12 protein-coding genes are annotated in these 13,195 nt (G+C 57.3%); 5 read left to right on the forward strand and 7 right to left on the reverse strand.

What is annotated here, in order from left to right; all coding sequences use genetic code 11:
- Positions 1-6: 6 nt before the first annotated feature.
- Together AC6I8B_RS08065 and treA are read right to left on the reverse strand one after the other, a co-directional pair.
- The gene (locus AC6I8B_RS08065; protein ID WP_010246166.1) at positions 7-2,106 is read right to left on the reverse strand and encodes a TonB-dependent siderophore receptor; all 2,100 of its coding nucleotides are present in this window, start codon (positions 2,104-2,106) and stop codon (positions 7-9) included.
- A gap of 191 nt (positions 2,107-2,297) precedes the next feature.
- Positions 2,298-3,983, reverse strand: a complete 1,686-nt coding sequence (treA, locus tag AC6I8B_RS08070; protein WP_089414304.1) for an alpha,alpha-trehalase TreA — start codon at positions 3,981-3,983, stop codon at positions 2,298-2,300.
- A 210-nt stretch (positions 3,984-4,193) separates the two neighbouring features.
- Here treA and ghrA point away from each other — a divergent pair, with 210 nt between their 5' ends.
- Genes ghrA through AC6I8B_RS08085 form a run of 3 tightly spaced genes read left to right on the forward strand, consistent with a single transcriptional unit; the run spans position 4,194 to position 6,506 of the window.
- Positions 4,194-5,135: a glyoxylate/hydroxypyruvate reductase GhrA gene (ghrA, locus tag AC6I8B_RS08075; protein ID WP_157351889.1), complete on the forward strand. Its 942-nt coding sequence runs from the start codon at positions 4,194-4,196 to the stop codon at positions 5,133-5,135.
- A 39-nt stretch (positions 5,136-5,174) separates the two neighbouring features.
- Complete coding sequence (locus AC6I8B_RS08080) at positions 5,175-5,912, forward strand: phosphatase (RefSeq protein WP_157351890.1); 738 nt, start codon at positions 5,175-5,177, stop codon at positions 5,910-5,912.
- A 27-nt stretch (positions 5,913-5,939) separates the two neighbouring features.
- Entirely contained in the window at positions 5,940-6,506 is a 567-nt protein-coding gene (locus tag AC6I8B_RS08085; protein ID WP_010246159.1) for a TorD/DmsD family molecular chaperone, read from the forward strand.
- A gap of 124 nt (positions 6,507-6,630) precedes the next feature.
- Here AC6I8B_RS08085 and AC6I8B_RS08090 read toward each other — a convergent pair whose 3' ends face one another.
- The 4 genes from AC6I8B_RS08090 to AC6I8B_RS08105 form a co-directional block, all read right to left on the reverse strand.
- The gene (locus tag AC6I8B_RS08090; protein ID WP_010246157.1) at positions 6,631-6,996 is read right to left on the reverse strand and encodes a helix-turn-helix domain-containing protein; all 366 of its coding nucleotides are present in this window, start codon (positions 6,994-6,996) and stop codon (positions 6,631-6,633) included.
- 72 nt (positions 6,997-7,068) lie between these two features.
- A complete protein-coding gene (locus AC6I8B_RS08095) occupies positions 7,069-7,329 on the reverse strand; it encodes a type II toxin-antitoxin system RelE family toxin (RefSeq protein WP_010246155.1) in 261 nt (86 codons plus the stop codon).
- A gap of 104 nt (positions 7,330-7,433) precedes the next feature.
- A complete protein-coding gene (locus AC6I8B_RS08100; RefSeq protein WP_157351891.1) occupies positions 7,434-8,810 on the reverse strand; it encodes a CoA transferase in 1,377 nt (458 codons plus the stop codon).
- A gap of 46 nt (positions 8,811-8,856) precedes the next feature.
- Complete coding sequence (locus tag AC6I8B_RS08105) at positions 8,857-9,741, reverse strand: DMT family transporter (RefSeq protein WP_010669895.1); 885 nt, start codon at positions 9,739-9,741, stop codon at positions 8,857-8,859.
- A 172-nt stretch (positions 9,742-9,913) separates the two neighbouring features.
- Here AC6I8B_RS08105 and AC6I8B_RS08110 point away from each other — a divergent pair, with 172 nt between their 5' ends.
- Positions 9,914-10,639 (forward strand): glutamine amidotransferase, encoded by a 726-nt coding sequence (locus AC6I8B_RS08110; protein ID WP_060679982.1) that lies wholly within the window; start codon positions 9,914-9,916, stop codon positions 10,637-10,639.
- On the opposite strand, the gene AC6I8B_RS08115 is transcribed toward AC6I8B_RS08110, so the two are convergent.
- The gene (locus tag AC6I8B_RS08115) at positions 10,627-11,190 is read right to left on the reverse strand and encodes a class I SAM-dependent methyltransferase (protein WP_022625824.1); all 564 of its coding nucleotides are present in this window, start codon (positions 11,188-11,190) and stop codon (positions 10,627-10,629) included. The genes AC6I8B_RS08110 and AC6I8B_RS08115 overlap by 13 nt on opposite strands.
- A 232-nt stretch (positions 11,191-11,422) precedes the next feature.
- On the opposite strand from AC6I8B_RS08115, the gene exaC reads away from it, so the two are divergent.
- Complete coding sequence (gene exaC / locus AC6I8B_RS08120; RefSeq protein WP_157351892.1) at positions 11,423-12,943, forward strand: acetaldehyde dehydrogenase ExaC; 1,521 nt, start codon at positions 11,423-11,425, stop codon at positions 12,941-12,943.
- Positions 12,944-13,195 lie beyond the last annotated feature (252 nt).

Genomic DNA, 13,195 nt, shown 5'->3' on the forward strand with positions numbered 1-13,195 from the left:
TTGCTATCAGAAGTCGTAACCGACTGTCGCCATCACGCTGCGTTCTGCGCCCCAGTAGCAGAAGCCCGTACCGTAACAGCCCGCTACATAGGTGCGGTCGGTCAGATTATTGGCGTTGACCTGCACCCAGGCACCTTTCAGGCTGCTGTTCCAGACGCCGAGATCGGCCCGCACTGACGCATCAAACAGCGTCACCGACGGCACACGGGTGGTGTTTTCATTGTCCGCCCACTGTTTGCCGATGTAACGCACGCCCGCACCCGCACTCAGACCGTAATCAAACTGATAGTGACCCCAGAGTGCAGCCATGCTGTTGGGTGTGACATATGGCGTATGTCCGTCGTTGCCATCCACCGACTCTTTAAAGCGCAGATGATTCAGCGTATAGCTCGCCACGGTGCTCAGACGCGGGGTTAACTGATTACGCGCTTCCAGCTCAATGCCCTGTGAATGCACTTTGCCCGAAGGGGTAAAGAACGGCGTCGGTGCTTCCCGGTTCGCCACATCTTTCTGCGTCAGGTCATAGACCGCAACGCTATAGAGATCGCGGGTGCCGACCGGCTGATATTTCACCCCGGCTTCATACTGCTCCGCGGTGGTGGGCTTCAGCAGGTTATTGTTGGAATCGGTGAGCGCGGTCGGGGTAATTGCCTGGCTCCAGCTCACATAAGGCGAGATGCCGTTGTCGAAGGCATAGAGCAGCGCAGCGCGGCCGCTGATGTGATCATCCTGACGACGCTCATTGCCGCTGTTATTGGCGACGATGCGGTCATAACGACCGGAGAGATCCAGATGCCAGCGATCCAGCTTCATCTCATCCTGCAGATAGAGGCCGGTCTGATAGTAGCGACGGGTTTTATCTGCCCAGGTGTAATCCGGCATGTCGCCTACCTGCTCGCCGGTCAGGGCATTGAGCTGACTGGCTGAACCGCCCGCCGCGTTGATCTCATTTTTGTAACGATGATACTCGGCACCCAGGGTGACGCGGTGCTCCAGTTCACCGGTGTCGAACTCCGCCTGTAAGCGGTTATCGGTGGACCAGGCAGAGAGCGACGAGCGCTCACCGGAGTAAGAACGGTTCAGCAGGTCGGGATTATTTTCATCCCAGCCAACCTGATAGACCTGATCGAGATCGACATTCGAGTGGCTGTAGCTGCCGGTCGAGTAAAATGACCAGACGTCGTTGAAGCGATGGGCGAAATCGAAGCTGTAGATCTGCTCGCGACGCTTGAACTGATCGAGATCGCTGTTGCCCTCATAAAAGCCGTTGCTCAGCTTGTAGCCGTTGTGTTCGGTGAGGCTGCCGTCACCCGGTACCGAACCGTGATAACCGCCCGACGGATCCTTCTGCAGATAGGCTTTCAGGATCAGATGCGTATCTTCATCCGGCTGCCACATCAGCTGCGGCATCAGCGCATATTTCTCTTCGCGGGTGTGATCGTACTGGGTATCGCTGTTGCGGGTCACGCCGGTCAGGCGAAACGCCCACTGATCGTTGATGGCATTGGTATAGTCAAACATCGTGCCGGTGGTGGCGTTGCTGCCCGCCTGCAACTGGATGTGACCCTCTTCGCTGAACTGAGGACGCTTGGTGACCATGTTCACCAGTCCGCCCGGCACCGTCTGACCATAGAGCGCAGAAGAGGGGCCTTTGATCACGTCGATGCGCTCAAGGAAGGCGTTATCGACCTGCAATACATTGTAACTGCCACCGTCGCTCATCAGTCGCATGCCGTCGAGGAAGGTATTATCGGTATCGCCGCCATGGAAGCCGCGTAGCGAAATAGTGTCGTAACGCGTCGCGGCACCCCCAAAGTTGGTGAAGACGCCGGAACTATAGCCCAGCGCCTGATTCAGGGTCAGTGCGCCCTGATCCTGCATCTGCTGGCGGGTAACCACGGAAATCGATTGCGGCGTGGTGATCAGCGGACGATCGCTTTTGGTTGCGCCCTGGCTGGTCGTCGCCAGATAGCCCTGGGTCGGCGAGGTCGAATCTTCCTGCGGTTGCGCAGTCACCACCATATCGGCAGCAAAACTCAGAGCAGGCGCGGTCAGCGCCAGGGTGCAGAGGCGAACATAACCTTTCAGCGACAATGACAGTTTCATCAAAATTCCTTTCTTGGCAAAGGTTCAGGCAGGTGAATAAAAGCTTTGATAGGCAATCTCATTATCATAATGAGAATTATTACCTTTTGTAAATTGGCTGCAATTTTGCCTGTTGATGAAAGAAGGTCAAGTAAAATTCGCGGAAATGAAGTGGGGATACCCCCGGCAAGGCCAGAGGTATCCAGAGTGGATTAAGGTTGTGAGGCAGACGCCTGCGGAATATCGTGGGCGCTGTTACAGGTTTTATCTTTCGGGCAGTACTTATCCAGCAGTTTCAGCGTGACGCCGTTGGTCCAGCCGAAGCCATCCTGCAGAGGATACTCACCGCCACCGCCGCCGCCGAGATTTTTGCCATCAACGACATATTTCTCCACCAGCTTATGCTCACGGTCATAGGTGTTCTGGACGTTTTGCAGGAAGCGTAATCCCACCTCTTTCGCCAGTTTCGGCTGGTTGTAGTGCTCCAGACCTTCCACGGCAACCCATTGCAGCGGTGCCCAGCCATTGGGTGCATCCCATTGCTGACCGTTGTTCACGGTGGTGGTCACCAGACCGCCAGGTTTCAGCAGCTGTTTTTCCACTGCGCTGGCGGTGCTTTCAGCCTGCTTATCGCTGGCGACCTGCAGATAGAGCGGGAACAGCGCGGCAGCAGTCAGCTGAGGATGGACCTGCTTTTTCTGCCAGTCATAATCGGCGTACCAGTTCTGCTTGCTGTCCCACAGATAGCGGTTGATCGCCGCCTGGCGTTTCTCCGCGCGATCGGCAAACTGCTTCGCCAGATCGCTCTGCTTGTTCATCTGATAGCCTTTTGACAGGGTCTGCTCCAGATGGAACAGCAGGCTGTTGAGGTCAACCGGGGCCAGCTGCGTGGTACGAATTGTCGACAGGTTATGCGCATCGGTAAACCAGCGCGAACTGAAATCCCAGCCCGACGCCGCACCGGAACGCAGCTCCCGGTAGAGTTCGGCTTTATTCCTCTGCGGCGCTTTCTGGGCGGTGGCAATGTCATCCATCCAGGATTCTGTACGTGGCACGTCGCGCGCATCCCAGTAGCGGTTGAGCAGGCTGCCGTCCGCCAGCTTAATCACACGCTTGCTGGCTGCGCCCGCCACGACTTTATCGCTGTCTGCCATCCAGTAGTCATACTCTTTCTGCAGCTGCGGCAGATAACGGGTATAGGCTTTGCCGTTATCGTGCGTCGCCAGCAGATCGACCATCAGGCTGAAGAACGGCGGCTGTGACCGGCTCAGATAGTAGCTGCGGTTGCCGTTGGGAATGTGGCCATAGCGGTCGAGCAGCGAGGCGAAGTTATCCACCATATCCTGCACTTTATCCCAGTGTCCGCTCTCGGCCAGCCCCAGCATGGTGAAGTAGCTGTCCCAGTAATAGACTTCACGGAAGCGCCCGCCTGGCACCACATAGGGTTTGGGCAACGGCAGCAGCGAGTCATACTGACCGGCGCTGCTGGTGGTGCGCGTCAGCACCGGCCACAGGCCATCAATGTGGTCACGCAGGTTTTGTCCGGCTGGTGGCACATATTTGTCACCGGCCGCGGGCAGGGTAAAGTTGGCATCCACAAAACGCTTAAGATCGAAATTGCGCTGTTTCTTCTGCATCTGCCAGTCGGCAAGAATTGAGGCGGGATCGAATTTCGGCACCGCATCCGCAAAGGTCTTTTGATCGGGATAGAACTTCGCCTGTTGCACGGCATTAAACAGCGGTCCTAAACGAACGTCAGGCGGCTGCGGCTGATTATTCAGCATGCGACTGTTGTCGTCGGCCTGGGCAGTGAAGGCGGGTACGCTCAGCAGCAACGTGAGCAGAAAGGGCGCATAACGCTGACGCCGTGGAGCGGCGTTTACCTCAATTTTTGTCATCGGTTTTTCTCCTTGTCCGAAACGCGGCCGCGCGTAACGCATTGACCACAGGACCAACTTTAGACCTTATCTGACCACTTCACCCTGAAGCGAGCCGGAAATGTGAAGCCACGGGAATTATTTTTATGGAAAAAACCGCTTTATTACGCTGGTTTTTTCTTGCTCTCACCTCGCTTTTCCCTGACGCTGAAAGAAAAAAAGGAGAGCAGGATGGAGATCATCTGGTATCACCCGTCGCAGTCTGCAGCGGCCTGGATTAACGGTTTACAACAGCGTCTGCCCCAGGCGCGGGTGCGTGCCTGGCAGCAAGGCGATAAGGGTCCGGCTGATTACGCGCTGGTCCGTTCGCCCCCCACAGAAATGCTGCAGGGACGCGCCACCCTGCGCGGCGTCTTTGCGCTGGGGGCAGGCGTGGACGAGATTCTGAAACAGCTGCAGCAGAACCCTGAGATGCTGCCCGACAGCGTGCCACTGTACCGGCTGGAAGATACCGGCATGGCGCGGCAGATGCAGGAGTATGCGGTTCATAACGTACTGAGCTGGTTCCGTCGTTTTGACGACTACCGTCTCCAGCAGCAGCAACAGTGCTGGCAGCCACTGCCCGCTTACACGCGTGAAAACTTTACTATCGGCATCCTGGGGGCGGGCGTGCTGGGGCAGAGTGTGGCGGAAAGCCTTAAACCCTGGGGATTCCCGTTACGCGTCTGGAGCCGCTCGCCCAAAGAAATTGATGGCGTGACCAGCTTTGCCGGTCGCGATGCATTGCCTGCCTTTCTGCAGGAGACGCGGGTGGTGATCAACCTGCTGCCGAGCACGCACGAGACTATTAATCTTATCGACCACCACTTTTTACAGCAGCTGCCGCACGGCGCTTTCTTCCTCAACATCGCGCGTGGCGCGCAGGTGGTGGAAGAGGATCTGCTGGCCGCGCTCAATAGCGGGCAGCTGAAAGCGGCGGCGCTGGATGTCTTTCAGGTTGAACCGCTGCCGGAAGCGCATCCGCTCTGGTCACATCCGCGCGTCACGATCACGCCCCATAATGCGGCGGTAACCTTGATCGACGAAGCTATCGACTACATCGCCCGCGCCATCACCCAGGACCAGGCAGGCGAGCCGCCGCAGGGCAGGGTGGATCGTCAGCGCGGCTATTAATGAACCGGCCCCGTCAGGGGCACTCAGCAGGAGAAGAGGATGTATCCGGTAGATCTGCATATGCACACCATCGCCAGCACCCATGCTTACAGCACGCTGCACGACTACGTGACTCAGGCGAAGCAAACCGGCATGAAACTGTTTGCCATTACCGATCACGGCCCCGACATGGCCGACGCGCCGCACTACTGGCACTTCATTAATATGCGCGTCTGGCCGCGCGTGATCGATGGCGTGGGTATTCTGCGCGGTATCGAAGCCAATATTAAAAATCAGCAGGGTGAAATCGACTGTTCCGGCCCGATGCTCGATGCGCTGGATTTGATCGTCGCCGGTTTTCACGAACCGGTTTATGCGCCGCGCGACCGGAAACATCACACGGATGCGATGATCGCTGCGATGGCGGGCGGGCTGGTCCATATCATCAGTCATCCAGGCAACCCGAAGTTCCCGGTCGATATCCCGGCTATCGCCGAGGCAGCCGCGCACTACGATGTGGCGCTGGAGCTGAACAACTCCTCCTTTACCCATTCGCGTCCGGGCAGTGAACCGAACTGCCGGGCTATCGCCGCCGCCGTGCGCGATGCCGGTGGACGGCTGGCATTTGGCTCCGATTCCCACACGGCGTTTACGCTGGGTCACTTCGGTCATTGCCTGCGCATCGCCCGCGAGGTGGATTTTCCTGAGGATCGGGTGTTAAATGTCACGCCGCGTCGCCTGCTCGACTTTCTGGAGCTGCGCAGCGGCAAACATATTGCTGAACTGGCTGACTTTTAATTTACTTGCCTCAAGGAAATCTGACTCATGAATGAGTTTTCCATTCTGTGCCGCGTGATCGGCTCACTGTTTAATCGTCAGCCGCAGGACCCGCTGCTGGTGCCGCTGTTTACGCTGCTGCGTGAAGGCAAACTGCAGTCGCAGTGGCCGCTGGAGCAGGATGAGCTGCTGACCCGTCTGCAACAGAACAGCGATCCCCAGGCGCTGGCCGCCGATTACAACGCGCTGTTTGTTGGCAGCGATTGCAACGTGCCGCCGTACGCCTCACAGTGGCCGGAAGGCAAAACGGAGCCAGAAGTGCGTGCGTTTTTAACGTCACGCGGAATGCCGCTGAGCGATGCGCCTGCTGATCATTTTGGTGTGCTGATGCTGGCTGCGTCATGGCTGGAAGATCAGTCAGCGGAAGATGAGAGCGCGGCGCAGATGGCGCTGTTTGAAGAGTATCTGCTGCCGTGGTGCGGTGCTTTCCTGGGTAAAGTGGAAGCGCACGCGACCACCGCTTTTTATCGTACTCTTGCCATGCTGAGCCGCGAAGCGATCCAGGCGATGTACAACGAACTGCTGGATAGCAGCGAAGAGACGCCTGACGCCTGATTCACCACGTCGCCGGGTGCGTACCCGGCGCACAGTGCTGAATCATCTTTCTCAATGGGTTCTGGGGGGGGATTCTCTGGATACGGCGTGCTTTTTTTCGGGCACCTGAACCCTCTTAATCGGCTCACAGGATTAATTGCCCGGGTCGGCAGCCATACAGTTTTGCGAGACGTTCACGCGTCTTTTTCTGCGGCTTACTTTCAATACGCTCCAGTTGAGAGATCGCACTTTGCGTGGTTCCCAACTGCTGAGCCACATCATGCTGGCTGAGCCCCCGCCAGATGCGCCAGGCCGCCTGAAGACTCACTTCCTGCTCAATCATGATCCCTGCAACGTCGTGCGGGATCGTCTCATCGTCGTGCTCGTCAGCCTCCACAGGAATAGTTTCCCATTCGCCATCGCTGGCCGAGAGCAGCCTTTCATATTCCGCCACCGGCAAGACCACAAACTGGGGTTTGCCTGCTTCATCATAGATGTACTGTTTTGACATAGTTTATCCGGGTAATTGTGTGTCGCAGCAGAGGTCGTGAGTGCGTAAGGCTATGCCGGTATCCAAAAAACTTTAGTAAGTGACGGATGTTCTTCTTGCTACCTCTGTAATTTCCAGAATCACCGGTTCGCCCCCGGTTAACGTAAAAAGGACCCGGTAGTTGCCAACCCGCAGCCGGTAGTGATTATCGCTGCCCTGCAATTTTTTAATGTCCAGTGTGACGACCGGGAAACAGACTAACTCACCCACCTTCTGGTAAATGATTTTCTGGTAACGTTTGTCGATCTTCATAAGGTGCTTCAATGCCCGCCTGGACCAGTCTACCCTGACCATTCTGCACCCCGTTTCAATGAACTTCGTCCCTGAGCCATGTGTAAATAATAAGATAGCAATCTAATGCCATCAACATTATTTTTCTAATTATCTAATGTTTCGCTTCACCACGTCGCCGGGTGCGTACCCGGCGCACAGCCAGGCGTCGCACAGAGCTGTGGGGTGCCGGGCAGCCAGGCGGCCGCTCGCAGCCTCACTCCAAACCCCCACGGCGTTAATTCGTAACAAGGCAGGTTATCCTTAACCTGCGGCGCAATGCCGGAGCCTGTGCGCTGATCGGTGGGATGTTGCTGCAACAGCCACGCGGTGCGCGCCAGCGACAGCCGGACCTGGCTGCCGTGGCCCTCAGTAATGCGTCGCCGTAATCCCTCCAGCACCGCCGCCGCCAGCAGATAGCCGCTGGCATGATCCAGCGCCTGCACCGGCAGCGGAACCGGTTTGTCGCTCTGCTGCCACTGCATGCCTCTTTCAGCAATGCCGCACCCCATCTGCACCAGACTGTCAAAACCCCGGCGATTGCGCCACGGACCCTGCCAGCCCCAGGCATTCAGGCCGGCATCAACCAGACCGGGTGAGAGTGACTGAAGGGTCTCCGCGTCAAACCCGAGCCGTTCCAGCGCATCCGCCCGATAGCCATGCACCAGCACGTCCGCTTCACGCAGCAGGTGGATAAACTGCTCGCGATCGGCGGTCTGAGTCAGATCCAGCACCGCTCGTCGCTTGCCGCAGCTCATCTCTTCATCCAGCGTCGGCTCCTGCCAGCCGGGCGGATCGATGCGCAGCACGCTGGCTCCCAGGCTGGCAAGAAAACGGGTAGCGACCGGCCCGGCAATAATCCGCGTCAGATCCAGTACTTTAATGTCCAGTAAAGGACGGGCTTCGGCCAGCGGCCACGCCGGCGCCGCTGCCTGTTGTGTGGTCTGCCAGCTAAACAGCGGTTCGCGCTGCACGGCCTGGCCCTGCGGATGCTGCTGCCAGGCGGCGGCACTGCGCATCTCTGCGGCACAGCCACCCGCATCAATAACGGCCTGCTCCAGTTCGCTGGCCTGCCACTGTTGCACCTGCTGCGCCAGTGCTGCGCGATCGGCGTGCGCGCCCAGCACCCGCTCCATCGCCAGCCGGTGATGCACGGCGTTGGTGTGCAGACGGATCCAGCCATCCCGGCTGCGATAGTCACCGGCAAACGCATCCCACATCGCGGGTGCCGCGCGATTCAGCGGATGAAAGCTCTGCTGAAACCAGCGTGACGCCAGCCGGACGTTAACGGTGACGGGCGGAGAGAGTTCAGGGCGGGATGTGGCGATAAGCGCAGCAGCAGCCTGCGTTGCCAGACCGATGCTGGTGGCCGCCAGTTCACTGACGGCAAAGGCAGAAGAGAAGGTGGCGCGATCAACGAAGGCGGGGAGAAGCCAGGCGGCGTCGCGACCTCGCAATCCCTGCTGCATCTGCTGCCAGAGAGAGGCGGCAAGCGGTGAGTCCATGTTGTGCTTCCTGAGAGAAGTGATTTCTCAAGCATAGCACGCGGGATTAACGCCGCCGCAGGCGCGGGAAGCGGGCATGCATCCGCAGGCTACGCAGGTTGATTACGGCAATAGCGGTACCAAGGATCACCAGCGACGCACCGATAATCTTGAAGCTGTTGAGGCTGTCGCCCAGCACCACAATTCCCATCAGCACGGATAATACCGGCGTCAGCAGTGAGTAGGGCATGATCAGGTTAACGTTATATTTCTTCAGCAGCATATACCACAGTGTATAGGCGACAATCGACGAGGCGATAGCGCTGTAAAGAATGGCAAACCAGCCGTGCCAGCCCGCATTTTGCAGGGCGTAGAGCTGATGTGATTCCATCAACAGACTGGATGCGCCGACGACAGGAATGGCCAGAAACGCAATCCAGCCGGTCATGGTCAGCGGTTTAATCGGCGGTGACTTTTTCACAATCAGGTTGCTGACAGCCCAGCCGGTGGCGCTGCACAACAACAGACAAAGCACCCACCACGACGGAATCGTCGGGCTGCCGGAGAGCACGACAACGCCGCTCAGCGAGATCATAATGCCCATCAGCTGCACCAGCTTCAGCTTCTCTTTCAGCACCACCATCGCCAGCAGCATGGCAATGGGTGTACCCAACTGAACCACAATTGCGCCGGTGCCGGCATCGGTATAGCGCAGGCCGACAAACAGCAGCGAAAAGTGCATAAAACCGAACGTGAAAGCCAGCAGCAACAGCCAGGGTAGCTGCTGACGGTTAATCCGGCAAAACGGTACCAGTACGATGGCGACGACCACAAAGCGCATAAACGTCAGGAAAAGTGGCGGAAGCTCCAGCAGGCCCCATTTCACCGCAACGTTGTTGAAGGCCCAGATTGAAACCACCATCAGAATCAGAAAAAAATGCCGCACAGCCACGATAATATCCTTTCGATGTTTTTTGCTTAGCCCGCTAATGATGGCACGAACTGCGGCATTGCAGCCAATCGCAGGGAGAAATTTTCTGCGATTGCGGCGCAGCCTGATGAGACTTTCGGGCGCGTTGCTGGCAGACTGATTTGAAACGACTTCTTAAAGGAACTGATTCGGTATGACCTACACGTCCGCCTTACCCCTTGCGTTAATTCAGCTTGAAGTCCCACCCGCAAACGTTGTCTCAGAGATTGGTGAACAGCCGCGCTGGTTCATCGACGCGTTAAACCTGCAACCCGATGAATACCTGATTGTACGGCCCCATCTGGGCGAGGCGCTACCCGCTTTCGACCAGATTTCCGGGGCGATCCTCAGCGGTTCCTGGGCGATGGTCACCGATCACGCTGACTGGAGCGAACGCAGCGCCGTATGGATTCGCGCAGCCATGGATAACGGCTTGCCGTTGCTGGGGGTCTGCTACGGTCACCAGCTGATGGCCTATGCGCTGGGTGGCGAGGTGGCGGACAATCCCAATGGATGGGAACGCGGGCTGTTACCAATCAACTGTATGCCGGAGGCGCAGCGCGATCCGCTACTGAAGAAATTGCCACAGGACTTCAGCGTCTGGCTGTCACATCGCCAGTCGGTAATCAGTGCGCCACAACAGGCTCAGGTGCTGGCCGCCTCTGCGCGTGATGGCTGTCAGATTGTCCGTTATTCGCCGCAGGCGCTATCGGTGCAGTTTCATCCTGAATTTTCACGGCACATCATGAACGTTTGTATGCCCAGGGGCTGTACAGAAGATGGGGCAAACGAGATGGAGGGAAAAGACTGGGCACGTGAGTTGCTGGTGGCGTTCTGGCAACAAACGCGCCCTGCAATGGCGCAAGCTCAGGGTGCGTAGTGACGCGTGCAGCGATAGACCCAGGCGGGTGGCACGTTTTTCATCACCCGCTGTCGCTCCCAGGTGAAGTAGCGCGACAGGTCTGGCTGAGTCAGCGAGGTATACTGGAACTGTACAAAGACGCCGTTGGGCCCGAGCGCGTTATACACCGCACGCAGAATCGCCTCACGCAATTCAGTGGGTAATGAGAGCAGCGGCAGGCCGGAGAAGATCACGTCATATTCTCCGCTCAGGTATTCCGCTGAACAGGTGCGCACCGTCATGCGCGGATCGTTCAGCGCATTAAGCTTATCGGCCAGCGTGCTGCTGATCTCAAAGGCATCCAGCGTGGCATCGGGTGACATCTGCGCCAGTATCTGCCGCGTCAGTACACCGTCGCCCGCGCCGAGTTCGGCAATACGTAACTTTTCAGGCCATTCCACCGACGCAATCATGGTGCGGCACAGCGCCTCTGACGAGGGCGTAATGCTGCCCATCTTGCGCGGGTTGCGGATAAACTGATGCACGAAATTGGCTTTAGCGCGCATCAGGGTAAAAGCTGAAGCCAGCATGCTCATCTCCAGAATGAATTCATCCTCACGTTGACCCCTTTGTGCCGCACAAGTTTCTCTCTGACCAGCCTTTTGGGTAAAAGTCGGAATTATCTAAAGACGAAGCGTAAACACCCATTCCTTCGGGGCGGTCACAGTTTCCGGTTAACAGAACTGACAGGCTCTTGATGATGCTTCATGTTAATAATAAGTTTCATCATTGTTATATCAGTCACCTGTCAGGAGAATGATCATGCGTTATGCCGCCCCCGGAGAACAGGGTTCTCTGATTACCCTACAAAAGAATTATGGCAACTTCATTAATGGTGAATTCGTCGCGCCGGTGAACGGCAACTACTTCACCAATACCTCCCCGGTGAACGGCTCTGCGGCCGGTGAGTTTCCGCGCTCAGACGTTGCCGATGTTGATAACGCTGTGGCTGCTGCGGCAGCGGCGGCGGAAGCCTGGGGCAAGACCTCGCCGCAACAACGCTCGCTGCTGTTACTGAAAATCGCCGATCGGCTGGAACAGCATCTGGAGACGATGGCGGTCTATGAAACCTGGGATAACGGTAAACCGGTTCGCGAAACCCTGGCGGCCGATATGCCGCTGGCCGTCGATCACTTCCGTTACTTTGCCGGTTGTGTCCGGGCGCAGGAGGGCAGTGCCGCCGAGATTGATGAGTTCACCGCCGCCTATCATTTCCATGAGCCGCTGGGCGTGGTGGCGCAGATCATTCCATGGAACTTTCCGCTATTAATGGCGGCGTGGAAACTGGCTCCGGCACTGGGCGCGGGTAACTGTGTGGTGCTGAAACCGGCTGAGCAGACCCCGCTGTCGATCACCGTTTTTGTCGATCTGATTAAAGATCTGCTGCCGCCGGGCGTGCTGAACGTGGTGCATGGGTTCGGCAAAGAGGCGGGTGAAGCGCTCGCCTCCCATTCCGGCATCGCCAAGGTAGCCTTCACCGGCTCTACCGCAACCGGCGGTCATATTCTGGAGCTGGCAGCAAAAAGCCTGATCCCCTCGACCGTCGAGCTGGGCGGTAAATCACCTAACATCTTCTTTGAAGACATCATGCAGGCGGAGGAGAGCTTTATAGAGAAAGCCGCCGAAGGCGTGGTGCTGGGCTTCCTGAATCAGGGCGAAGTCTGTACCTGTCCGTCGCGGGCGCTGGTACAGGAGTCGATCTACGAACCTTTTATGGCAGCCGTGATGAAGCGGGTAAAAACCATCAAACGTGGCGATCCGCTGGATACCGAAACCATGGTGGGCGCGCAGGCGTCGCAGCAGCAGTTTGATAAAATTCTCTCTTATCTTGAGGTTGCCCGACAGGAGGGCGCGGAAGTGCTGGTGGGCGGTGGCGTAGAGACGCTGGATGACTCACTTAACAGCGGCTACTACATTCAGCCGACACTGCTGAAAGGCAACAACAGCATGCGCGTTTTTCAGGAGGAGATCTTTGGCCCGGTCATTGGTATCACCACCTTTAAAGATGAGGCGGAAGCAATCAGTATCGCCAACGACTCCATCTATGGGTTAGGTGCTGGCGTCTGGACCCGCGATATCAACCGTGCTTACCGTGTGGGCAGGGCGATTAAAGCCGGGCGCGTCTGGACCAACTGTTATCACCTCTATCCGGCGCACGCCGCCTTTGGCGGTTATAAGAAGTCGGGTATCGGGCGTGAGACCCACAAAATGATGCTGGATCACTATCAGCAGACTAAAAATCTGCTGGTCAGCTACAGTATCGAGCCGCTGGGCTTCTTCTAGTTCTGGCCCGCAACCTGCCAGGATAACCCTGCACTCTTCCCTCAGAACCACGCTACGGCGTGGTTTTTTTGCTCCACATAGCCAGGCATGCTGAGAAGCATCAGAAGCATGGCGATGGCTGCAATGCCGATAAAGAACAATTAATCAGTCCTTTCTTAAAGCGACGCCGGGCCGTTTTGCGCTTCGCTTACCTCGCTTCACGACCACCTCATCCTCAGCCCTTTCTGAACCGTCCCATAATGAAACAACTTA

It is taken from the genome of Pantoea sp. X-Soil-ISGK-285 (genome assembly GCF_059730815.1).